Annotated in this window: 19 protein-coding genes; 12 read left to right on the forward strand and 7 right to left on the reverse strand. The window is 70.4% G+C overall.

The features are described from left to right. Nucleotides 1-82 precede the first annotated feature (82 nt). Complete coding sequence (locus J3486_RS34090) at nt 83-1,909, forward strand: glycosyltransferase family 2 protein (RefSeq protein WP_207827530.1); 1,827 nt, start codon at nt 83-85, stop codon at nt 1,907-1,909. Between the two features lie 21 nt (nt 1,910-1,930). Then, the gene (locus J3486_RS34095; RefSeq protein ID WP_207827605.1) at nt 1,931-3,892 is read left to right on the forward strand and encodes a kelch motif-containing protein; all 1,962 of its coding nucleotides are present in this window, start codon (nt 1,931-1,933) and stop codon (nt 3,890-3,892) included. Between the two features lie 30 nt (nt 3,893-3,922). Here the strand turns inward: J3486_RS34095 and J3486_RS34100 are convergent, their stop codons facing one another. Continuing rightward, a complete protein-coding gene (locus J3486_RS34100) occupies nt 3,923-4,963 on the reverse strand; it encodes a glycoside hydrolase family 6 protein (protein ID WP_207827532.1) in 1,041 nt (346 codons plus the stop codon). A gap of 80 nt (nt 4,964-5,043) precedes the next feature. Beyond that, a complete protein-coding gene (locus tag J3486_RS34105) occupies nt 5,044-6,033 on the reverse strand; it encodes a DUF5937 family protein (protein WP_207827534.1) in 990 nt (329 codons plus the stop codon). A gap of 83 nt (nt 6,034-6,116) precedes the next feature. Between J3486_RS34105 and J3486_RS34110 the strand changes: the two genes are divergently transcribed. The 3 genes from J3486_RS34110 (at nt 6,117) to J3486_RS34120 (ending at nt 8,569) form a co-directional block, all read left to right on the forward strand. Further along, complete coding sequence (locus J3486_RS34110; protein ID WP_229379028.1) at nt 6,117-7,562, forward strand: MFS transporter; 1,446 nt, start codon at nt 6,117-6,119, stop codon at nt 7,560-7,562. Nucleotides 7,563-7,582: 20 nt separating this feature from the next. Next, nucleotides 7,583-8,095 (forward strand): MarR family winged helix-turn-helix transcriptional regulator, encoded by a 513-nt coding sequence (locus J3486_RS34115; RefSeq protein ID WP_207827536.1) that lies wholly within the window; start codon nt 7,583-7,585, stop codon nt 8,093-8,095. Between the two features lie 189 nt (nt 8,096-8,284). Next, complete coding sequence (locus J3486_RS34120; RefSeq protein WP_307805047.1) at nt 8,285-8,569, forward strand: hypothetical protein; 285 nt, start codon at nt 8,285-8,287, stop codon at nt 8,567-8,569. Nucleotides 8,570-8,626: 57 nt separating this feature from the next. Here J3486_RS34120 and J3486_RS34125 read toward each other — a convergent pair whose 3' ends face one another. After that, a complete protein-coding gene (locus tag J3486_RS34125) occupies nt 8,627-8,968 on the reverse strand; it encodes a DUF3817 domain-containing protein (RefSeq protein WP_207827537.1) in 342 nt (113 codons plus the stop codon). A 150-nt stretch (nt 8,969-9,118) separates the two neighbouring features. On the opposite strand from J3486_RS34125, the gene J3486_RS34130 reads away from it, so the two are divergent. Further along, nucleotides 9,119-10,852, forward strand: coding sequence for a methylmalonyl-CoA mutase (locus tag J3486_RS34130; RefSeq protein ID WP_207827539.1), 1,734 nt, complete (start codon nt 9,119-9,121; stop codon nt 10,850-10,852). Nucleotides 10,853-11,252: 400 nt separating this feature from the next. Here the strand turns inward: J3486_RS34130 and J3486_RS34135 are convergent, their stop codons facing one another. Then, on the reverse strand, nt 11,253-11,870 hold the full coding sequence (locus J3486_RS34135; RefSeq protein ID WP_207827541.1) for a TetR/AcrR family transcriptional regulator: 618 nt from the start codon (nt 11,868-11,870) through the stop codon (nt 11,253-11,255). Nucleotides 11,871-12,182: 312 nt separating this feature from the next. Between J3486_RS34135 and J3486_RS34140 the strand changes: the two genes are divergently transcribed. The 4 genes from J3486_RS34140 to J3486_RS34155 all read left to right on the forward strand — a co-directional run bounded on the left by J3486_RS34140 (nt 12,183) and on the right by J3486_RS34155 (nt 16,422). Next, nucleotides 12,183-13,151, forward strand: coding sequence for a tetratricopeptide repeat protein (locus J3486_RS34140; RefSeq protein ID WP_207827543.1), 969 nt, complete (start codon nt 12,183-12,185; stop codon nt 13,149-13,151). 646 nt (nt 13,152-13,797) lie between these two features. Beyond that, nucleotides 13,798-14,415, forward strand: coding sequence for a DUF6230 family protein (locus tag J3486_RS34145; RefSeq protein ID WP_207827546.1), 618 nt, complete (start codon nt 13,798-13,800; stop codon nt 14,413-14,415). A gap of 158 nt (nt 14,416-14,573) precedes the next feature. Then, the gene (locus tag J3486_RS34150) at nt 14,574-15,134 is read left to right on the forward strand and encodes a DUF6114 domain-containing protein (RefSeq protein ID WP_207827548.1); all 561 of its coding nucleotides are present in this window, start codon (nt 14,574-14,576) and stop codon (nt 15,132-15,134) included. Next, nucleotides 15,124-16,422: a hypothetical protein gene (locus tag J3486_RS34155; RefSeq protein ID WP_207827552.1), complete on the forward strand. Its 1,299-nt coding sequence runs from the start codon at nt 15,124-15,126 to the stop codon at nt 16,420-16,422. The genes J3486_RS34150 and J3486_RS34155 overlap by 11 nt, the downstream gene beginning before the upstream one ends. A gap of 84 nt (nt 16,423-16,506) precedes the next feature. Here J3486_RS34155 and pyk read toward each other — a convergent pair whose 3' ends face one another. From pyk to pta, 3 genes are all read right to left on the reverse strand, one after another. Next, a complete protein-coding gene (pyk, locus tag J3486_RS34160; protein WP_207827554.1) occupies nt 16,507-17,931 on the reverse strand; it encodes a pyruvate kinase in 1,425 nt (474 codons plus the stop codon). A 90-nt stretch (nt 17,932-18,021) separates the two neighbouring features. Beyond that, nucleotides 18,022-19,230, reverse strand: a complete 1,209-nt coding sequence (locus tag J3486_RS34165) for an acetate kinase (protein WP_207827556.1) — start codon at nt 19,228-19,230, stop codon at nt 18,022-18,024. Beyond that, the gene (gene pta / locus J3486_RS34170) at nt 19,227-21,317 is read right to left on the reverse strand and encodes a phosphate acetyltransferase (protein WP_207827558.1); all 2,091 of its coding nucleotides are present in this window, start codon (nt 21,315-21,317) and stop codon (nt 19,227-19,229) included. Before pta ends, J3486_RS34165 begins: the two co-directional genes overlap by 4 nt. A 277-nt stretch (nt 21,318-21,594) precedes the next feature. Here pta and J3486_RS34175 point away from each other — a divergent pair, with 277 nt between their 5' ends. Then, entirely contained in the window at nt 21,595-22,620 is a 1,026-nt protein-coding gene (locus J3486_RS34175; RefSeq protein ID WP_207827561.1) for an ATP-dependent 6-phosphofructokinase, read from the forward strand. A gap of 93 nt (nt 22,621-22,713) precedes the next feature. Further along, complete coding sequence (locus J3486_RS34180) at nt 22,714-23,274, forward strand: SMI1/KNR4 family protein (protein WP_207827562.1); 561 nt, start codon at nt 22,714-22,716, stop codon at nt 23,272-23,274. Nucleotides 23,275-23,375: the final 101 nt, after the last annotated feature.

Consider the following 23,375-nt stretch of genomic DNA (forward strand, 5'->3'; position numbering starts at 1 on the left):
ACACGCCCACGAAAGTCACCTTTTGTGAGGGTATCGACACGCCCGGCCACCGACGGCGGGGCGGCAGAACCTGGAGGGCGCTGTGCGGCCTGAGGGCTACGACTACGACACCTACAGCAGGCTCGCGGGGCCGCTCACCGAGCCGCCCGCCGACGGCGGCTACCGGGTGCAGTACACCTCACTCCTCTCCCGCGAGCCGCACCGAATACGAGCGGTCCTCCTGATGACGCTCGCCCCGATCCTCACGGGGATCCTGCTCGTCTATCTCGTCTGGCCCACCCACTGGGTGGAGCGCGAGGGCGGCGATGCCTGGCTCGTGCACCTCGACGTCGTGATGCTGGTGTCGATCGGGCTCATCGAACTGTTCATGCTCGTCAACGTCACCTCCATCGCCCACGCGACGATGGTCGCCAGGGACCCCGTCCCCGTACGCGCGGAGCCCGGCACCCGGGTCGCGTTCCTGACGACCTACGTCCCCGGCAAGGAACCCCTCGCGATGGTGCGGGCGACCCTTGAGGGCGCGATCCGCATCACGCACGACGGTCCTTTCGACGTCTGGCTGCTCGACGAGGGGGACGACGACGGGGCCAGGGCCCTGTGCGAGGAGCTCGGCGTCAAGCACTTCACGCGGCACGGCGTCGCCGAGTGGAACCAGAAGAAGGGTGCCCACAAGACCCGTACGAAGCACGGCAACTACAACGCCTGGCTCGCCGCGCACCACGCCGACTACGACTTCTTCGCCTCCGTCGACACCGACCACGTGCCGGTGCCGGAGTTCCTGGAGCGGATGATGGGCTACTTCCGCGACCCGGACGTGGCGTTCGTCGTCGGACCGCAGGTCTACGGCAACTACGTCTCCCCGGTCACCAAGGCCGCCGAGTCCCAGCAGTTCCTCTTCCACGCGCTGATCCAGCGGGCCGGCAACCGCTACCGGGCACCCATGTTCGTCGGCACCAACAACGTCGTACGGATCTCCACCCTGAAGCAGATCGGCGGGCTCGTCGACTCGATCACCGAGGACATGGCCACCGGCTTCGAGATCCACCGGCACAAGAACCCGGACACCGGGGTCAGCTGGCGCTCCGTGTACACCCCCGACGTGCTCGCGGTCGGTGAGGGGCCCGCCTCCTGGACGGACTTCTTCACCCAGCAGATGCGCTGGTCGCGCGGGACGTACGAGACGCTCTTCAAGCAGTACTGGAAGGCGCCGTTCAGCATGCCGGTCGGCCGGCTGTTCTCCTACAGCATGATGCTCGTCTACTACCCGATGACAGCCGTCAACTGGCTGCTCGGCGTGCTGAGTTGCGTGCTGTTCCTGTGGTTCGGGGCCAGCGGCACCGAGGTCTCCGCGTCCGTGTGGCTGATGCTCTACAGCGACGCCGCGGCCCTCCAGATCGGCCTCTACCTGTGGAACCGGCGGCACAACGTCTCGCCGCACGAACCGGAGGGGTCGGGCGGTCTCGCCGGGATGGCCATGTCGGCGATCTCCGCGCCGATCTATCTGAAGTCGCTGGGCGCGGCCTTCCTGCGCCGCCCGTCCCGGTTCGTCGTCACGCCGAAGGGCGGCGACGCCACCGCCGACCGGGTGCTGACCTTCCGTATCCACCTGTTCTGGGCGGCCGTGCTGGCGTCCTCGCTGGTCGCCTCCGTCGCCCTCGACCACACCCATGTGGCCATGCGGACCTGGGCGTTCCTCGCCCTGTGCATCGCGCTCGCGCCCGCCGTGGTGTGGGCCGTGGCGCAGCGCGGGCAGGGCGCCGCCAGGACCGCAGGGCGCGAGACGGAGACGGTGCGCACCGTGCCGTCCGTCACCCCGGTCACGCCTGTCACGTCCGTCACCTCCGTCTCGTCCGTGTCATCCGTGTCGTCCGTGTCGCCGGTCTCCGGCCCGAGCGCAGGAGGGAACTGACCCATGGCCCCCAAGTCCTTCATGTCCTACCGGCCGTCGCAGCGGACGAAGAAGACCGTGCTGGGAGCCGGCGGCATCGCCCTCCTCATCGGCCTCAACGCCCCGGCCGCCTGGACCTTCGCGTCCGAGCAGTACTACGACTGGAAGATCGCCCAGCCCGACTACCAGGCCGAGTACGGCTCGTGGTCGGGGGTGGACATCCCCGAGCAGTTCCGCACCAACGCCATCCACGCCGCGCTGCTGCACACCGGCAAGGTGCTGATCGTCGCCGGTTCGGGCAACGAACAGAAGAAGTTCGACGCCGGGTCCTTCGACACGATCCTGTGGGACCCGAAGGCCAACACCTTCAAGAAGATCGCCACCCCCGAGGACTTCTTCTGCTCGGGACACGCCCAACTCCCCGACGGGCGGCTCCTGGTGGCGGGCGGCACCGCCCGCTACGAACTGCTCGACGGCGAGGTCAAACGGGCCGGCGGCGGTATGCGCGTGAAGAACGAGAACCCCGACAAGCCGGTGGTCCTCAAGAAGGGCACCAGGTTCCGCTCACCGGCCGGCGTCGAGTACGTCTCGAAGTTCGACGTGAAGGTGCCGGCCGCCAAGCGCACCTTCGACGTCACCTACAACCGGGCCGGCGTCATGCAGCCGTGGCGGACCAAGGTCAAGGCGAGCGAGGCCCGCGTCTTCGTCGAGGCGGTCGCCGACGGCCGGCAGTACGCGACGTCCAAGCAGGCCCAGTACGAGATCGAGGGCCTCAGGGGCGAGGACGCCGACAACACGTACGGCCTCTCCGAGAAGATCACCATGGACAAGCAGGACTTCCAGGGGATCAGGGCGGCCTACGAGTTCGACCCCGTCGCCGAGAAGTACGTGCCCGTGGACCCGATGGAGAAGGCCCGCTGGTACCCGACCCTGGTGGGCCTGGAGGACGGCAAGGTGCTCGCCGTCTCCGGTCTCGACGACGTCGGCGTCATCGACCCCGGCGACAACGAGATCTACGACCCGAAGACCAAGAAGTGGTCGATGGGCCCCAAGCGCTACTTCCCGACCTACCCCGCGCTGTTCCTCACCAAGGGCGGCAAGCTCTTCTACCCGGCGTCCAACGCCGGGTACGGGCCCGCGGACAAGGGCCGCGAGCCGGGCCTGTGGGACCTGAAGACCAACAAGTTCCAGAAGGTCCCGGGCCTCACGGACCAGGACCAGACGGAGACCTCGTCCTCCCTGCTGCTGCCCCCGGCGCAGGACCAGAAGGTGATGATCCTGGGTGGCGGTGGCGTCGGCGAGTCCAAGAAGGCCACGTCGCGCACCGCGGTCGTCGACCTGAAGGAGGAGAACCCGTCGTTCAAGACCGGTCCCCAACTCCCCGAGGGAACCCGCTACTTGAACAGTGTGATCATGCCGGACGACTCCGTCTTCACCACGAACGGCTCCTCCGACTACCGCGGGCGCAGCGCCAGCAACATCCTCGCCGCGCAGTTCTACGACCCCAAGGAGAACGCCTTCCACGAGGCGGCGTCGCCCAGGGTCGGCCGCAACTACCACTCGGAGGCGCTGCTGCTGCCCGACGGGCGGGTGGCCACCTTCGGCTCCGACCCGCTCTTCGACGACCAGCAGAACACCAAGCTGGGCCACTTCGAGCAGCGGATGGAGATCTTCACGCCGCCCGCGCTGCACCGGGGCGGCGACAAGCGCCCGGTGATCGGTGACGGTCCGCAGACCCTGCCGGCCAGTCACCGGGCGACCTATCGGACGGATGCCGCCGACCGGATCGCCGGCGCGCGCCTGATGCGCCCGTCCGCCGTGACCCACACGACGGACGTGGAGCAGCGCTCGATCGCGCTCGGCCTGTCCAAGGGCGACGGCGAGGTCACGGTGGACGTGCCGACCGACACGGCCCTGGTGCCGCCCGGCTGGTACATGCTGTTCCTCACCGACCAGGACGGGGTCTCGTCCGAGGCCAAGTGGGTCAAGGTCGGCGAGGACTGACCGGGAGCCGCCGGGAGCGGGCCATGTGCGTCAGGTACGGGAGTTGCGGGCGAGCCCCAGTGCGTAATCCGCCCACCACGTGCCCGCCGCGGGACCGCCCCGGCATGCCCCGTCCGACTCCCCGGGCCGCTTGACCCACAGATACGCGTCGATCAGCGGGTCACCGGTCCGGGCCGTCGGGGCCGTGCCGAGGGCGCGGCCCGGCGGGTTGCACCAGGCGTCGGCGCCGGCCGCGGAGTACGGGCCGGCGCCGTTGCGGCTGGTGTCGACGACGAAGTGGGCGCCGCCGAGCAGCCGCGAGAGCTGCTTTCCGTACGCCGAACTCGCCTCGTCCGTCTGGAAGTTGGAGACGTTCAAGGAGAAGCCGTCGGCGCGCTCGACGCCGGCCCGGCGCAGCGGCTCGACGAGCTTGGACGCGTCGGGGATCCAGGCGGGGTTGCCCGCGTCCACGTACACCTTGGTGTTCGGCTGCTGCTTCAGCCGGTCGATCGCCGAGCCGATCAGCGTGTAGCGCTCCTCGCGGTACTCCTCCGGGGTGCAGCCGTCGACGATGTGCCCGAGCGCGTCCGGTTCGAGGACGACCAGCGCCTTGGCGTCGCCGATGCCGGTCGCGAACGCGTCGATCCACTGGTGGTAGAAGTCCGCGCTGTGCGCGCCGCCCGCCGAATGCTGGCCGCAGTCGCGGTGCGGGATGTTGTACGCGACCAGGACCAGCGTCTTGTCCGCCTTCCGGGCCTGTACCCCCGCTTCGGCGATCGCCGGGCGCGGATAGTCGCCCGGCGCCCACATGCCCTGCGGGTGCCGGGCGATCCGCCGGATCACGTCGGCGTCGGAGGCGCGCCCCTCCTTCTCCCACTGCGCGGCCTGGACGGCGGCGTCGGAGGCGGGGTCGACCCAGAACGGCGAGGTGTCGCCCGTCGTCGGCGAGGGAGCGGTCTGTCCGGCCGCCTCGGTGGGGGAGGGGGCGCCGTCGTCGGAGCAGCCGGCGGTGAGGGCGGACAGGAGGAGTGCGGCGGCCGCGGTGCGCGCGAACGTGCGGGCCGGGCGAGTGCGGACGGACGGGACGGGCATCCTGCCCCCTGGGTCAGAGCACGGGCGATTCCGGCAATCGTGACATAAAGGAGTGCTGGAGCCGGGTATTAGACGCCTCGTCAGACGTCCTGACCGCCGGCCACCAGGGCGCCGCCCAGCGGCGTCCGCTCGTAGAGCACCTGGTGTCCGTGGCGCCGGGCGGTGAGCAGGCCCGCCGCGCGCAGCGCCGTCAGATGCGCGCTCACGGACGACGGCGCCCGGCCCAGGGCGTGCGCGAGGGCGCTGGTCGACGCCGGGGCGTCGAGGGCGTGCAGCACATCGGCGCGGCCCCGCCCGAGCACCCCGGCGAGCGCCTGCGGGGTGGCCGCCGGAGTGGTCCACAGGCCGCCGATGCCGCGCGCCGGGTACGCGACCGTGGGCTGCCAGGGCGGCTCGAACCCGCTGATCACGTCCGGCCACGAGAACACGCTGGGCAGCAGCACCAGACCCTGCCCGTCGAGGCTGCGCCGATGACTGCTCGCCCGCGCGCTGAGGGTGAGCGTCGCCGGGTCCCAGTCGATGCGCGGATGCAGCTCTTCCAGCAGCCCTTCGAGCCCGACCTGGGCGAGGCGCCGCGAGTGGTACGCCACGTCGGCCTCCAGCAGCGCCCGCAGCCGGGGCCACTCGGGCTCGATCAGCACGTGCCACGCCTGCTCCATGGCGTCGGCCAGCTCCCGTACGGCACGCGCGGGTTCGGCGAGCAGGGCGCGGCCCGCCGGGCTGTCGGCGGCGCCCGGCGTGCAGGCCAGTGAGAGCGCCATGTCCTGCCGGGCCACCTCCGGGTCCGTCGCGCGCACCGCCGCGAGCTCCTCGTCGAAGGTCGCGGCGGGCCCGATCGGCGGCGGCCCGAGAAAGTCCGGGGTGTGCCCCGGCTGCGGCATCAGCAGCCACAGCCGCGCGAGGTCGAGGCCCCGGGCGGCCTGCTGGATCCGGCGCAGCCACGGCAGGTGGTAGCCCTGCCGCTCGGGCCGCTTCAGCGTCCGCACCGCCTCCTGCGTCTCCCACAACGGCGACACCGCGAACCGGCAGCGCAGCAGATCGCTCTGCCCGAAGTGCAGGTGCAGCGGCATGACAGTGACTTCCCGACTTCCCGGAACATTCGGCGTGGTCCGAAAGAGTACGCCCGGCGGCCCGCGGCGGTCAGGGTGCGGGCATGACGAAGGACAGGGACGCGGCCGGACCGGTGGACCGGGGCGCGCAGGGCGACGGGGGCGGCTCGGCGGAGCGGGGTCCGTCCGGGGGAGCGGTGACGGGCGAGGGGACGGCTCCGGGGCCGCGGTCCGGTGCGGCGGGCGGCCCGGACGGGGTGGGAGCCGGGGCCGAGCCCGGGACGGTGCTCTCCGCCGCCGCGCGGGCCGCGGCCGAACCGGCGGCCGCCGAGCGCCCCCGCTACACCGACCTCTTCCGCGTTTCCGAGTTCCGGGCCGTGTTCCTCGCGCACGCCGCCTCCCTGTTCGGGGTCGTCGTCGCCGAGATCTCGCTCAGCGTGCTGATCTACCGGCTGTCCGGCTCGCCGCTGCTGAGCGCGCTCACCTTCTCCCTCGGCTTCATGCCGTACGCGGTCGGCGGGACGCTGCTGTCCGGCATCGCCGACCGGTGGCCGCCGCGCCGGGTGCTCGTCGGCTGCGATCTGCTCTGCGCCGCCTGCGCCGCGCTGATGGCGCTGCCCCTGACGCCCGTCGCCGCGCTGCTCGCCCTGCGCTGCGCCATCGCGCTGGTCTCGCCGGTCTTCAACGGCACCCGCATGGCCACGCTCACCGACGTCCTCGGCGACGGCGACCTGTTCGTCCTCGGCCGCTCGCTGCTGCGGATCGTCTCGCAGAGCTCGGTGCTCGGCGGGCTCGCGCTCGGCGGCGTCCTGCTCACCGTCGTCACCCCGCGCGGCGCGCTCGTCATCACCGTCGTCACGTTCCTGAGCTCCGCCACGCTGCTGCGGCTCGGCACCCGGAGCCGCCCGGCGCGGGCGCGCGCACGGGAGGCGCTGGTACGGGCCTCGCTCTGCGGGGCGGGCCGGATGTTCGCCGACCGGCGGATGCGGGTCCTGGTGCTGCTGCTCTGGGTGCCGCCGATGTTCTCCGTGATCCCCGAGGTACTGGCCGCCGCGTACGCCGACGAGATCGGGGTCGGCACGGCCGGCGTCGGCCTGCTGATGTGCGCGATGGCCGTGGGGACCGTGGGCAGCGAACTGTTCGCCGGATCGGTGCTGACGCCGGCGACCCGCTCCCGGATCGCCCTGCCGCTGGTCTGCGCCACCCTGCTCCCCCTGCTCGGCTACGCGGCCCGCCCCGGCCTCATCGCGACCCTGCTGATCCTGCTGCTCGCCGGGGCCGGATTCGCGTACACCCTCGGCGTCGACCGCTGGTTCGTCGACGCGATCCCCGAGGAACTGCGCGGCCGCGTCATGACCCTGCACAGCGCGGGTCTGATGACCGTCCAGGGCATCGGCGCCGCACTCGGCGGAGCGGCGGCCGAGGCGTTCGGCGTCGCCGCCACGGTGGCCGGCGCCGGAGCGCTCGGAACGGCGTGCTGCGCGGCCCTCGCGCGCGAGGCGTCCCGAGCGAATCGGCCAAAGGGCGAGACGGGGCTGACCACCATGTGACCGGCCGGTAAGGTCGAGGGGTGCCGAAGCCGCTCAGTCTTGCCTTCGATCCGATCGCCCGCGCCGATGAACTCTGGAAGCAGCGCTGGGGATCCGTGCCGTCCATGGGCGCGATCACGTCGATCATGCGCGCGCACCAGATCCTGCTCGCCGAGGTCGACGCCGTCGTCAAGCCGTACGGGCTCACCTTCGCGCGCTACGAGGCACTGGTCCTGCTCACCTTCTCCAAGGAGGGCGAGCTGACCATGTCGAAGATCGGCGAGCGGCTCATGGTCCACCCGACGTCGGTGACGAACACCGTCGACCGCCTGGTGAAGTCCGGCCTCGTCGACAAGCGCCCCAACCCCAACGACGGCCGCGGCACCCTCGCCTCCATCACCGACAAGGGCCGCGAGGTCGTCGAGGCGGCGACGCGGGACCTGATGGCGATGGAGTTCGGCCTCGGGGTCTACGACGCCGAGGAGTGCGGGGAGATCTTCGCGATGCTGCGACCGCTGCGGGTGGCGGCGCACGATTTCCTGGACGAGGACTGAGGTTTCGGACGTCACGTCCGCTCCGGGCAGTCCTGCTTACCGGTGATCCCACCCTCTGATGCGATGCCTGGGGCAATCGCCGCCGTTCCCATGGAGAGGCCCTGCTGATCATCGGCACGGCCTTGGGCGAGTGTGTGACAGGAGTGCTCACACGCCGCTCCATCGATGGAGAGGCCTACCTTGATTCCAGTGCAGAAAGCCGCTCGTGGCGTTGTGGCTGCCATCGGTACCGGCTTGTTCACCGCCGCGGTCACTCTCGGCGCGGCCGGGACGGCTGAGGCGAGCGCCACCGGTACCACGACGATCAACAGCTTCAGCTACGACTTCCACGGCGTCGGCGTGAAGGTGCCTGCGGGCTGCTTTCTCACCCACACCAAGGGGGATCCCCTGCGCAGCAATGCCCTGCAGACCCTCCCGAAGTACGGGAAGGCCTGCGCTCGGCTCTACGTCAACGGGCAGTTGCGTGCGACGTAGTGTCACTCGATCGTGAAGTGACCGAGCTGGGGCCGCCGCGGCGGTGACGTGGGCCGGTCAGGCCGTGGACGGACTGGGCTGAGGGGCCTTCGCCAGGAGGGGCTCGACCTCCCGCGTCACCTTGCGCTCGACGAAGAAGGCCGCGGTGGGGATGGTGCCGGCGAGCAGAACCCAGGCCAGCCTGCCGAACGGCATCTTGGCCTTGGTGCCGACATCGAAGGCGAAGACCAGGTAGATCACGTAGAGCCAGCCGTGAGCGATCCCGACAACCGTGACGAAGCTGTCGAACCCGTCCAGGCTCAGCAGACGCTTTCCGATCACACCAATCGTCAGGAGGATCAGCAGTACGGCGGTGACGTAAGCCATCACCCGGTATCGGGTCAGGACGCTCCTCTTCATGACATCGAGCGTATCGGGTCGCCAGGAGGTCCCCGACATGGGATCCCCTGGCGTGAGATGGGGCACTCCCGCCTCCGGCGCTGGGGCCTTCGGGTCACGACGGCCGTCAGCCATCGACATTTACTAGGACGTCCAAGTAAATTCGAAGGTATGGGAAGCAAGGACGCTGACGCCACGAACGCCGTTACGGCCACCGCCATCGAGGAGGGCCGCCGTCGCTGGCAGGCCCGTTACGACGCCGCCCGCAAGCGGGACGCCGACTTCACGACGCTCTCCGGTGACCCCGTGGAGCCGGTCTACGGGCCGCGGCCCGGGGACACGTACGAGGGCTTCGAGCGGATCGGGTGGCCGGGGGAGTACCCGTTCACACGCGGCCTCTACCCGACCGGGTACCGGGGCAGGACGTGGACCATCCGCCAGTTCGCGGGGTTCGGGAACGCCGAGCAGACGAACGAGCGCTACAAGATGATCCTGGCGAACGGAGGGGGCGGGCTCTCCGTCGCCTTCGACATGCCGACGCTCATGGGGCGCGACTCCGACGACCCGCGCTCGCTCGGCGAGGTCGGGCACTGCGGGGTCGCGATCGACTCGGCGGCCGACATGGAGGTCCTGTTCAAGGACATCCCGCTGGGCGACGTCACGACGTCGATGACGATCAGCGGTCCGGCCGTGCCCGTCTTCTGCATGTACCTGGTCGCGGCCGAGCGGCAGGGCGTCGACCCGTCGGTCCTCAACGGCACGCTGCAGACCGACATCTTCAAGGAGTACATCGCGCAGAAGGAGTGGCTCTTCCAGCCCGAGCCCCATCTGCGGCTGATCGGCGACCTGATGGAGCACTGCGCCGCCTCGATCCCGGCGTACAAGCCGCTGTCGGTGTCCGGGTACCACATCCGTGAGGCGGGCTCGACGGCCGCGCAGGAGCTGGCGTACACGCTGGCCGACGGGTTCGGTTACGTGGAGCTGGGGCTGAGCCGCGGGCTCGACGTCGACGTCTTCGCGCCCGGTCTCTCCTTCTTCTTCGACGCGCACGTCGACTTCTTCGAGGAGATCGCCAAGTTCCGTGCGGCGCGGCGCATCTGGGCGCGGTGGATGCGGGACGTGTACGGGGCGAGGAGCGAGAAGGCGCAGTGGCTGCGGTTCCACACCCAGACGGCCGGTGTCTCGCTCACCGCGCAGCAGCCGTACAACAACGTCGTACGGACCGCGGTGGAGGCGCTCGCGGCCGTGCTCGGCGGGACGAACTCCCTGCACACCAACGCCCTCGACGAGACCCTCGCCCTGCCCAGCGAGCAGGCCGCCGAGATCGCGCTGCGTACGCAGCAGGTGCTGATGGAGGAGACGGGCGTCGCCAACGTCGCGGACCCGCTGGGCGGTTCCTGGTACGTGGAGCAGCTCACCGACCGGATCGAGGCCGACGCCGAGAAGATCTTCGAGCAGATCAAGGAGCGGGGCCTGCGGGCGCACCCCGACGGGCAGCACCCCATCGGGCCGATCACGTCCGGGATCCTGCGCGGGATCGAGGACGGCTGGTTCACCGGGGAGATCGCCGAGTCCGCCTTCCAGTACCAGCAGGCGCTGGAGAAGGGCGACAAGCGGGTCGTCGGCGTGAACGCGCACCACGGGTCCGTCACCGGTGACCTGGAGATCCTGCGGGTCAGCCATGAGGTGGAGCGGGAGCAGGTGCGGGTGCTCGGGGGCCGGAAGTCGGAGCGGGACGATGCGGCGGTGCGCGGGGCGCTCGGGGCGATGCTGGAGGCCGCGCGGAGCGGGGCGAACATGATCGGGCCGATGCTCGATGCTGTGCGGGCCGAGGCGACGCTGGGGGAGATCTGTGGCGTGCTGCGCGACGAGTGGGGCGTGTACACGGAGCCGGCCGGGTTCTGAGGACGACGAGCCGCCGCACCGGAGGTGCGCCCCGTCGGGGGTGCGGGGCTGTGTCGATCTGCGGCTCCGCCGATGGTGGTCGTGCCCCGTAGGGGCGCGGGGAACTGCGCGACCAGCCCCCACCGGGCCTGCACCCGGCGATGGTGCGCCCGGGACCGAGCTGGAGGCCGGTCGGAGCGCTCACCCCGCGCCGGGGTGCCGCCTTGCCCACCCTGCCGCCCATGGCGGCAGATTGCCCAAGGCGGCCGTGGCGGGCGGCAAATGACCTGCGGCGGCGCGGCAGCCGGCCGGGGCGGGAAAGCCCCGGGCGGCAGATTGCCCAAGGCGGCCGTGGCGGGCGGCAGATTGCCCAAGGCGGCGCGGCGCGCGGCGGCGGATTGCCCGAGGTGCCGGGGGCGGGTCAGTCGGAGGGGGCTGTGAGGCCGCCGAGCAGGAGGGTCGTGAAGCGGCGGACCCAGTCCGCGTCCACCGGCTCCGCGCTGACGAGCGTCCGATGCACCACCGCCCCGGCCGCGACGTCGAAGATCAGGTCCGCCGTCGCCGCCGCGCTGACGGGATCCGGCGCCGGAGGCAGCTCGCCGCGGCGCTCCGCCCGGGCCCGGCCCAGCAGGACGAGGCGCTTCTGGCGGTCGACGATCGAGGTACGGATGCGTTCGCGCAACGGCGCGTCACGCGTCGACTCGGCGACCACCGCCATGAGCGCCGTCTTCGTCTCGGGCCGGTCGAGGATCGCCGCGAACTGAAGCACCACACCCTCGATGTCGGCGGCGAGGGAACCTTTGTCGGGCAGTTCGAGTTCATCGAAGAGGACCGCCACGGCGTCGACGACCAGTTCGTTCTTGTTGGCCCAGCGGCGGTACAGGGTGGTCTTCGCGACACCCGCACGCGTGGCCACGTCCCCGAGCGTCAGTTTCGACCAGCCGAGATCCACCAGCGCCGCCCGCGTCGCCTCCAGGATCGCCTCGTCCGCCGCGGCGGACCGGGGGCGACCTGTACGGGAAGGCGTGCGGCTCTGCATGGTCGACGACCATACCGGCCGGTAGGACGAAAGCGGCCGTGCCGTTCCGCGTGAGCCAGATCACCGGGGGTTCCGCCCCGCGCATCACCCACGACAGTTACGCTACGACTCGTAGCGAAAGCTCGATCTCGTACGACCGACTCGGATCTGCACCCCGACCGGCCATGACGAGCGGCAACCACTGGTGCCGGGTGGGGACCCGGCACCGAAGCGACACACAGCCGAGTCCGTCGCGCGTGCCTCACCATCCGGCGGGAGGTCACAGCGACGGACCCGGCCCACAACCGTCCGCGGAAGGGGGAGACTGTACGCATGCAGCCACGGAACATGTCCATGAGCGGAGTCGTCGATCTCGCCGCGGTGAAGGCGGCCCAGGAGGCCAAGGCGAAGGCGGAGCAGGCGCGCGCCGAAGCGGCCCGGCAGGGCGGCGGCGGCGCGGTGTCGCCGTCGAGCCTCGTCATCGACGTCAATGAGGCGGGTTTCGAGCGCGACGTCCTGCAGCGCTCCACCGAGGTGCCCGTCGTCATCGACTTCTGGGCCGAGTGGTGCGAGCCCTGCAAGCAGCTGAGCCCGCTGCTCGAGCGCCTCGCCGCCGAGTACAACGGCCGCTTCGTGCTCGCCAAGATCGATGTCGACGCCAACCAGATGTTGATGCAGCAGTTCGGGGTCCAGGGGATCCCGGCCGTCTTCGCGGTGGTGGCCGGCCAGGCCCTGCCGCTCTTCCAGGGAGCCGCCCCCGAGGCCCAGATCCGGGGCACCCTCGACCAGTTGATCCAGGTCGCCGAGGAGCGCTTCGGGCTCGTCGGGATCACCGTCGACCCGGATGCGGAAGGCGCCGCACCGGTCGTGGAGGCTCCGGCCGGTCCCTACGACGCGCTCCTCGAAGCCGCCGTGCGGGCCCTTGACGCCGGTGACCTGGCGGGCGCCGTCCAGGCGTACAAGAACGTGCTCTCCGACGACCCCGGCAACACCGAGGCCAAGCTCGGTCTCGGCCAGGCCGAACTGCTCCAGCGCGTCCAGGGCATGGACCCGCAGAAGGTGCGTACGGAAGCCGCGCAGAACCCCGGTGACGTGCAGGCCCAGATCGCCGCGGCCGACCTCGATCTGGTCGGCGGACATGTCGCTGACGCGTTCGGCCGGCTCGTCGACGCCGTGGCCCGCTCGGCCGGTGACGACCGGGACGCGGCCCGCGTCCGCCTGCTGGAACTGTTCGAGGTCGTCGGGGCCGACGACCCCCGCGTGACCACGGCCCGTACGGCTCTGGCCCGCGTTCTCTTCTGAGGCTCCGGTGACCAGTTCTTAAACGCCACGGCTTGTGATGCCGGGGTGAAAGTTCTGTCCTCAGGGACACACGGCGGCCGCGCTTTACCAAAACTTGGTAATCGCGGCCGCTGTTACTTGGAGTAAGTCAGGGGCCTTCTTCTGTCCCGTTCCGTCCCTCATTCAACCGCTATGGAAACTCACTTGACAGCACCCTGTGTTGTCGGCTGATGCCGGGCGGTCGTGGTTCGGTTATCCGTCCGTTACCCGTGAGTAACGAACCCCCTTGTGCGAGCGCGTGGAATGCACCACGATCGGGCACGCTCGGTCCACTCCCCACTCGTCCGACAGCCATTCGGGCAGCGGGGTGCATGGGTCCCCACCGGGCAGGTCGACGGTGAACCAGGGGAGCGCCGTCGGTCTCAGGGCAGGGGGGTCTCGGCCGGTAAGGCTGGGCCTGCCCGACGGGTTGCGCGTGATGGCTCAGGTGCGACCAGTGGTTGTCGCTCGGGGGTGATCGCCGGTGATCAGGGTGCGGTTGACTTCGCGCCTCCGATGCGGGCGCTCTCCTTCCCGAGGACGTAGCACTTCTCCCATCCCTGCCCGGCTGAGCCGCCGCAAGGGGCAGTCAGGGCCGGAGATGTACGTCCGAGAAGGAGGAACAGTCATGAAGTCCGTGACTCGTGGCGGAACCAGATGGAAGCGGTTCGCCGTAGTCATGGTGCCGAGCGTCGCGGCGACTGCCGCGATAGGTGTCGCCCTGTCCCAGGGTGCGCTCGCGGCATCGTTCAGTGTGTCGGGTCAGTCGTTCAAGGTGACGGCGGACTCTCTCGATGGCAAGGGCTTCGTCCAGTACGGCGCCATCGACTCCGGCAAGACCGGCGTCCACCCGGTCGCCGTCGTCGGCATGAAGTCCGCGACCATCAACAACCTCTGCCAGTCGGTGGTTGTCCCGGTCCCGGTCTTCGGCGACGTGTCGATGAAGCTGTCGGCCGGTACGGACAAGGCCAACCCGGTCGAGGCCAAGACCCTCTACATCGACGCCGATGACCTGAAGGCCGACGCGACCTTCAAGAACATCGACATCGGTGTGTCCGCGGGTGACGCCGCCAAGGGCCCCGGCATCCACCAGGGCGACAAGGCCGACCCGAACTCGTTCGCCCAGCAGGCCGACTCGGTGCACTTCGAGAACGTCCAGCAGCGTGCGTGGGCCACCACCGCCGGCACCTTCAAGCTCTCGGGCCTCAAGATGAGCGTCTCGAAGGGCTCGCACGAGTGCTACTAGGCCGCACGGGCCCGAACGCGGGCCCGGGGGCCGGCACTTGATGCGCTGAACGGCCGGGCGCGGGGACGCGCGGGAGAACGCGCCGGGCCGTCCCCGTGCCCGTATCCGGACAGCCATCGACACCACAGAACAACGCCATTCCCGAGGAGCTGTACGACATGAGCGCCGAAGCGCACGCAGGACTGGGCAGCAAGCTTGGTCACATGCGCCAATCGTTCCGAGGGTGGCGCGGTCAGCGCCCGTTCTGGGGTGGTCTGCTCGCCATCCTCGGCGGCATCCCGATCATGTACTTCCCGTACGCGAACCTGACGCTCGGCACCATGACGATCCGCATGGCGACGACGGCGGGCGCGGGGTCGCTCATCATCGGCGTACTACTGGTCGTGCTCGGCCTGACGATGTGGTTCCAGCCGCACTCCCGGGTGTTCGCGGGGGTCGCGGCGATTCTTCTCGCCCTTGTCTCTCTGGTGGTCTCCAACTTCGGTGGCTTCGTCATCGGCTTCCTGCTCGCCCTGATCGGCGGCGCCCTCGGCGTCTCCTGGGCACCGGGCAGGGCGGCCGACGCGGACGCCGTGGGGGCCGGGCCGGCCGCGGCGGAGGAACCGGCTCCGGCCGTTCCGCCGATCGCCGGCGCCACCTACCAGGTCTCGGGCGCCAACGACGACGAGTCAGGGACGAGCCCGGACAACGGGACGAACGGGAGGCACCGTGCCGGCTGACGAGGTGCACCACGAGGACTCCTTCACGGAGTCCCGTGCGAGAACCGGGCCGCGGCATGCAGCACCTAGGAAGCGTCTGTTCACCAGGCTGCACATGCCCGCGGGTAAGGCGATAGCCATCGCGGCGATGCCGACGGCCGTGCTCATGGGCCTGGGGATGACGCCCACCCTGGCCTCGGCCAAGGACAACCCCACCGGTCTGTCCGCGGACGAGTACAAGGCGTGCGCGGACGCGGTCCAGGCGCAGGAGGACAGCACTTCCGGCGCGGACAAGGCGTCGGCGACTCCGTCGCCGAGCGCGTCGGCGTCGACGGACGCGTCGAAGGACAGCGACAAGGACAGCGGCAGCGACTCCGGCTCGTCCTCGGACGACAAGGCCGAGCCGACCCCGTCGCCGTCCGCGTCGGCGTCCGGGGAGTCCACGACGTCCGGTTCGGACTCCGGCAGCACCGCCGACAAGGACACGGCCACGCCGTCGCCCTCGGCGTCGGAGACCAAGAACCCGCTCGACCCGCTGGGGGTCGGCGACGCGCTCAAGGACCTCTTCAGCCCGGACGACCAGGAGTCGGCCTCGCCGACCCCGACCCCGTCCGCCTCGGCGTCCTCCTCGGACGTCGGCGACACGGTGAAGGACACGACCGACAAGCTGGGCGACACGGTCAAGGACACGACCGAGAAGGCCGGCGACGCGGTCAAGGACACCGAGAGCGCCACCGACAAGGCCACCGACAAGGCCGCCAAGGCCCTGGAGGACGCGGCGGACGCCGCGACGGCGACCCCGTCGCCGAGCTCCACCACGCTGCCGGACGACTGCGAGGCGGCGACGGACGCGGCGGGCGCCAACGAGGACACCCCGGCCCAGCTCCCGGACTCCACCTGGAAGCTGGAGGCCAGCTCGCTCCTGCTCAAGGGGGCGGACTACAAGGGCCTCGTCGACGTCCGGATGGCCGACGGCACCACCAAGCGGGTCATGAAGTACGTCATCTCGGACGGCACCGACATCGGCGATCTGCACCAGATCGCCCAGGGGCCGAACGGGAAGTACTTCCACATCCGCGCGGACAAGGGCTCCACGTCCACCATTCGCGACGGGAAGACGATCATGTACACGGAGGAGCTCTCGGGCAATCTGCTCGGGCTCATCCCCATGACGTTCAACGCCAAGAACCCGCCGCCGATCAACCTGCCGATCCTGTACTTCACGAACGTGAAGGTCACGCAGGCCGCGCAGTTCGGCGGCACTCTGCACGTCCCCGGCCTGCACACCACGGTCGAGGACACCGCCTGACCCGGTTCGGGAGCCGCACAAACGCCGAGGGCGCCCCCTGTCTCGTACAGGAGGCGCCCTCGGCGCATGTCGGTGCGGGCCCGGTTACTGGGCGCCGCCCAGCTGGTGCACCCGGACCATGTTGGTGGTGCCGGGGACACCGGGGGGCGAACCGGCGGTGATGACCACGGTGTCGCCGTCGTTGAAGCGGGAGAGCTTCACCAGCTCGGCGTCGACCAGGTCGACCATCGCGTCCGTGGAGTCCACGTGCGGGACGACGTAGGTCTCGACGCCCCAGCTCAGCGCGAGCTGGTTGCGGGTGTCCTCGTCCGTGGTGAACGCCAGGATCGGCTGGCAGACGCGGTAGCGGGACAGGCGGCGCGCGGTGTCACCGGACTTGGTGAAGGCGATCAGCGCCTTGCCGTCCAGGAAGTCCGCGATCTCGCACGCGGCGCGGGCCACCGAACCACCCTGCGTACGCGGCTTCTTGCCCGGGACGAGGGGCTGGAGGCCCTTGCTGAGCAGCTCCTCCTCGGCCGCCTGGACGATCTTCGACATCGTCTTGACGGTCTCGATCGGGTACGCGCCCACGCTCGACTCGGCGGACAGCATGACCGCGTCGGCGCCGTCCAGGATCGCGTTCGCGACGTCGGACGCCTCGGCGCGGGTCGGGCGCGAGTTGGTGATCATCGACTCCATCATCTGGGTCGCGACGATCACCGGCTTGGCGTTGCGGCGGCACATCTCCACGAGGCGCTTCTGCACCATCGGGACCTTTTCGAGCGGGTACTCGACGGCCAGGTCGCCACGGGCGACCATGACGCCGTCGAAGGCCGCGACGACGCCCTCCATGTTGGCGACGGCCTGCGGCTTCTCGACCTTGGCGATGACGGGGACCCGGCGGCCCTCCTCGTCCATGATCTTGTGGACGTCCTTGACGTCGTTCGCGTCGCGCACGAAGGACAGGGCGACCAGGTCGCAGCCCATCTTCAGGGCGAAGCGCAGGTCCTCGATGTCCTTCTCGGACAGGGCCGGGACGTTCACGGCCGCGCCGGGCAGGTTGATGCCCTTGTGGTCGGAGATGACACCGCCCTCGATGACGATCGTCTTGACCCGCGGGCCCTCGACGTCCATCACCTTGAGCTCGACGTTGCCGTCGTTGATCAGGACCTGGTCGCCGCGCGAGACGTCACCGGGCAGGCCCTTGTACGTCGTGCCACAGATCGACTTGTCACCCGGGACGTCCTCGGTGGTGATGGTGAACTCGTCACCGCGCACCAGCTCGACGGGGCCCTCGGCGAAGGTCTCCAGGCGGATCTTGGGGCCCTGGAGGTCGGCGAGCACGCCCACCGCGCGGCCCGTCTTCTCGGCGGCGGCGCGAACACGGTCGTAGCGACCCTGGTGTTCGGCGTGCGTGCCGTGGCTGAAGTTGAAGCGGGCCACACTCATGCCGGCCTCGATCAGCGAGACGAGCTGCTCTTCGGAGTCGACGGCGGGGCCCAGCGTGCAGACGATTTTGGAACGGCGCATGGGGGCGATCCTATCGGTTTGTTTCGCTACGGAATATTCCGTCTGGTGGAATCTACAAATGGGCGGGCGGGTGCTCAGCTGTGACGGCTGTCACGCTCCCCGGACCAGGGCGTAGGTCTGCTGGGCGATCTCCAGCTCCTCGTCGGTCGGCACCACGGCGACGGCGACCCGCGCGTACTCCGGCGAGATGATCCGGGCCTCGTCGGAACGTACGGAATTGAGCTCGCCGTCGACCGCGAGACCCAGCTCCTCCAGACCGGCCACCGCGGCCTCGCGCACCGGCGCCGCGTTCTCGCCGACCCCGGCCGTGAACGCGATCGCGTCGACCCGGCCGAGCACCGCGTAGTACGAGCCGATGTACTTCTTCAGACGGTGGATGTAGATGTCGAAGGCGAGCTTCGCCTCCCGGTCGCCCTCGTCGATACGGCGGCGGATCTCGCGCATGTCGTTGTCGCCGCACAGACCGATCAGGCCCGACTTCTTGTTGAGCAGGACGTCGATCTCGTCCGCCGACATCATGCCCACCCGCATCAGATGGAAGATGACGGCCGGGTCGACGTCTCCTGAACGGGTACCCATCACCAGGCCCTCAAGCGGCGTCAGGCCCATCGAGGTGTCCACGCACGCGCCCGCGCGCACGGCCGACGCCGAGGCGCCGTTGCCCAGGTGCAGCACGATGATGTTGACCTCGGACGGGTCCTTGCCGAGCAGCTCGGCGGTCTTGCGGGACACGTACGCGTGCGAGGTGCCGTGGAAGCCGTAGCGGCGGATGCGGTGCTCGTCCGCGGTCTTCACGTCGATCGCGTAGCGCGCGGCCGACTCCGGCATCGTCGTGTGGAACGCGGTGTCGAAGACGGCGACCTGCGGCAGGTCGGGGCGGAGCTTCTGGGCCGTGCGGATGCCGGTCAGGTTCGCCGGGTTGTGCAGCGGCGCGACCGGGATCAGCCGCTCGATCTCGGCGAGCACGGCGTCGTCGATCACGGTCGGCTCGGTGAACAGCTTGCCGCCGTGCACCACCCGGTGGCCGATCGCGGCCAGCTCGGGGGAGTCCAGGCCGAGCCCGTCCTGCGCCAGCTCGTCCGCGACCGCGTTCAGGGCCTCGGCGTGGTCGGCGATCGGCCGGTTCTGCTCGCGGGAGTCCCCGCCGGTGGCCAGCGGCGTGTGCTTCAGACGCGAGGTCTCCTCGCCGATGCGCTCGACGAGACCGACCGCGAGACGCGCCTGGCCGGCCATGTCGAGGAGCTGGTACTTCACCGACGAGGAGCCGGAGTTGAGGACGAGGATGCGGGTCGCTGTCACTGGGCGGAAGCCTTTTCGGTGGGGGTCTGGGCCTGGATCGCCGTGATGACGACCGTGTTGACGATGTCCTGGACGAGCGCGCCGCGGGACAGGTCGTTGACCGGCTTGCGCAGGCCCTGCAGGACCGGGCCGACGGCGATGGCGCCGGCCGATCGCTGCACGGCCTTGTAGGTGTTGTTGCCGGTGTTCAGGTCGGGGAAGATCAGCACGCTGGCCTGCCCCGCGACCTCGGAGCCCGGCAGCTTGGTGGCGGCGACGGAGGGCTCGACGGCGGCGTCGTACTGGATCGGGCCCTCGATCTTCAGGTCGGGGCGCACGCTCTTGACGAGCTCGGTGGCCTCGCGGACCTTGTCGACGTCGGCGCCGGAGCCGGAGGTGCCCGTGGAGTACGACAGCATCGCGATCCGCGGGTCGACGCCGAACTGCGAGGCGGTGGCGGCGGACTGGACGGCGATGTCGGCGAGCTGCTGGGCGTTCGGGTCCGGGTTCACGGCGCAGTCGCCGTAGACGAGGACCTTGTCGGCCAGGCACATGAAGAAGACCGACGACACGATCGCGGCGTCCGGCTTGGTCTTGATGATCTCGAAGGCCGGGCGGATGGTGGCGGCCGTCGAGTGGACCGACCCCGACACCATGCCGTCGGCCAGGCCCTCCTGGACCATCAGCGTGCCGAAGTAGTTCACGTCGGCCACGACGTCGTGCGCGAGCTCGACGGTGACGCCCTTGTGGGCGCGCAGCTGCGCGTACTCCTGGGCGAAACGGTCCCGCAGCTCGGACGTCGCCGGGTCGATCAGTTCGCTCGCGGCGAGGTCGATGCCGAGGTCGGCGGCCTTCTTGCGGATCTGCTCGACCGGGCCGAGCAGCGTCAGGTCGCAGACGCCCCGGCGCAGCAGCACGTCGGCGGCGCGCAGCACGCGCTCCTCGGTGCCCTCGGGCAGCACGACACGGCGCTTGTCCGAGCGGGCCTGCTCCAGGAGCTTGTGCTCGAACATCATCGGGGTGAGGCGGTCGGAGGACGGGGCCTGGATGGTGCGCAGCAGGCCCGGGGTGTCGACGTACCGCTCGAAGAGACCGAGGGCGGTCTCCGCCTTGCGCGGCGTCGCGGCGTTCAACTTGCCCTCCAGGGCGAAGAGTTCGCCCGCGGTGGGGAAGGAGCCGCCGCTGACGGCGACGACGGGGGTGCCGGGCGCGAGCCGGTCGGCGAGCTTGAGGATCTCCGCCCCCGGCCGCTCGTCGAGGGTGAGCAGCACGCCCGCGATCGGCGGGGTGCCGGCGCTGTGCGCGGCGAGGGCGCCCACCACCAGGTCGGCGCGGTCCCCGGGGGTGACGACCATGCAGCCCGGCGTCAGGGCGTTGAGGAAGTTCGGCAGCATGGCGCCGCCGAAGACGAAGTCCAGGGCGTCGCGGGCCAGACCGGAGTCGTCGCCGAGCAGGACCGTGCCGCCGAGGGCGTGGGTGATCTGGGCGACGGTCGGCGCGGAGAGCGCGGCCTCGTCGGGCAGCACGTAGCAGGGCACGGGCAGGCGGTTGCTGAGCCGCTCGTGTATCTCGTCGCGGTCCTGCGGCACCACCCGGTTGACGACCATCGCGAGAACGTCGCAGCCCAGGCCGTCGTAGGCGCGGTAGGCGTTGCGGACCTCGGCGCGCACCGACTCGGCCGTCTGCTTCTTACCGCCGACCACGGGCAGCACGGAGGCACCGAACTCGTTGGCCAGGCGGGCGTTGAGGGCCAGCTCGTCGGGGAGCTGCGTGTCGGCGAAGTCGGTGCCGAGCACCAGCACGACGTCGTAGTCACGGGCGACGGCGTGGAACCGGTCGACGAGCAGCGAGACCAGTTCGTCCGTGCCCTGCTCGGCCTGGATCGTGGACGCCTCGGTGTAGTCGAGGCCGTAGACGCTCGCGGGGTCCTGCGACAGGCGGTAGCGCGCCCGCAGCAGATCGAAGAGCCGGTCGGGCCCGTCGTGGACGAGCGGACGGAAGACACCCACCCGGTCGACCTGGCGCGTCAGAAGTTCCATGACTCCCAGCTCGACGACCTGCCGGCCGTCGCCCCGGTCGATCCCGGTCACGTACACGCTGCGCGTCACGCGTGGTCTCCGTTTCCTCCGTAGGGCCCCTGAGCTGGACCGGAGGTCCGTACCGGGGCTGAAAACATGGCCGTATCGAAAGCTGTGCCCTCTTGACAATACCTCCGGGTCTGGCTAGGCCGCCCGCCGGACAAAGGGCCTGTACAGCAGGGTCTCAGTGCCCGAAGGAGCCGTGACCAAGCGCCTCTCGTAGGGCTGCGCGAACGCGTCGTGGCGTGGAGCGTGGAAGAATTGCGATGGCTCAGACGAACCAGAAGCGAGCAGGAGACACAGCACGATGCGTATCGGAGTTCTCACCGCAGGCGGCGACTGTCCTGGTCTGAACGCAGTGATCCGGTCGGTCGTGCACCGAGCCGTCACGCACTACGGGGACGAGGTCATCGGTTTCGAGGACGGTTACGCGGGGCTGCTCGACGGACGCTTCCGCCCCCTGGACCTGAACGCGGTCAGCGGCATCCTCGCCCGCGGCGGCACCATCCTCGGCTCCTCCCGCCTGGAGCGCGCCCGCTTCCGGGCCGCGTGCGACAACGCCAAGGAGCTGATGGAGAAGAGCAGCCTCGACGCGCTCATCCCGATCGGCGGCGAGGGCACCCTGACGGCCGCACGGATGCTGTCCGACGCGGGCGTCCCGGTGATCGGCGTCCCCAAGACGATCGACAACGACATCTCGTCCACCGACCGCACCTTCGGCTTCGACACCGCCGTCGGCGTCGCGACCGAGGCCATGGACCGCCTCAAGACCACCGCCGAGTCCCACCAGCGGGTGATGGTCGTCGAGGTCATGGGCCGGCACGCGGGCTGGATCGCGCTGGAGTCCGGCATGGCCGGCGGCGCCCACGGCATCTGCCTGCCCGAGCGCCCCTTCGACCCGGCCGACCTGGTCAAGATGGTCGAGGAGCGATTCTCGCGCGGCAAGAAGTTCGCCGTGATCTGTGTCGCCGAGGGCGCGCACCCGCAGGACGGCACGATGGACTACGGCACGGGCGCCATCGACCAGTTCGGCCACGAGCGCTTCCAGGGCATCGGCACGGCTCTCGCGTACGAGCTGGAGAGCCGCCTGGGCAAGGAGGCCCGGCCGGTCATCCTCGGCCACGTCCAGCGCGGCGGCACCCCGACCGCGTACGACCGTGTGCTCGCCACCCGGTTCGGCTGGCACGCGGTGGAGGCCGCGCACCAGGGCGAGTTCGGCAAGATGACGGCGCTGCGCGGCACCGACATCACGATGGTCCCGCTCGCCGAGGCCGTCACCGAACTGAAGACGGTCCCCAAGGACCGGATGGACGAGGCGGAGTCGGTCTTCTAGAGACGCTGTCCATCGTGATGCCCGGCGCCCTGGGGGTGCCGGGCATCGGCTGTGAGGGAGGGGTACGGCCGAATGACGGGTCGTCAGCCATCGATGTCCGAGCTCCTGCGGATCATGCCGCCGCACGAGGGCGCGGGTGCCGCGTTCGACTGGGCGGCGATCGAGCGCCGCACGGGGCTTCGGTTCCCCGCCGACTACCGGGCCTTCGTGACCGCGTACGGCGACGGGTCCATCGACGCCATCCTCGGGATCATGGTGCCCGACGAGGGCGACTGCGCGGGGATGACGGAGGAGACCGAACTGGCGCGGGACGAGTGGCACGACGACCTCGCCGAGCACCCCGACGGCGTCACCTTCGGCGCCGACGACCTTCAGGCGTGGGGCGTGTCCGGCGCCGGCGACCTGCTGTGCTGGGCCCGGGTGGACGAGGACCCCGACCGCTGGCACGTGGCGACCTGGTCGCGCGGCAGCTACCGCTGGCGGGTCTACCCGTACGGGACGGTCGAGTTCCTGCGCCGGTACGTGTCGGGCGAGCTGACCGCGGCGGACGAGAACCCGCTGAGCGTCGTGTCCGGCGTCGACCAGCCGCCCATGTTCCTCACCCAGGAGGAGGAGAGCCGCCGCTACCGGCCCGGCCTCGATCCCTGGAGCTAGGGCGTGTTTCGAAAGTCCCGCCTGCCCCGCGACGCCTGGCACGCACGCTCGCGGCGTTGCCGAAACGCCCGAATAGCTCCGCTATTAGGACGCTCCGGCGC

The organism is Streptomyces sp. VRA16 Mangrove soil, from assembly GCF_017377775.1.
In the GTDB taxonomy this organism is placed as follows: domain Bacteria; phylum Actinomycetota; class Actinomycetes; order Streptomycetales; family Streptomycetaceae; genus Streptomyces.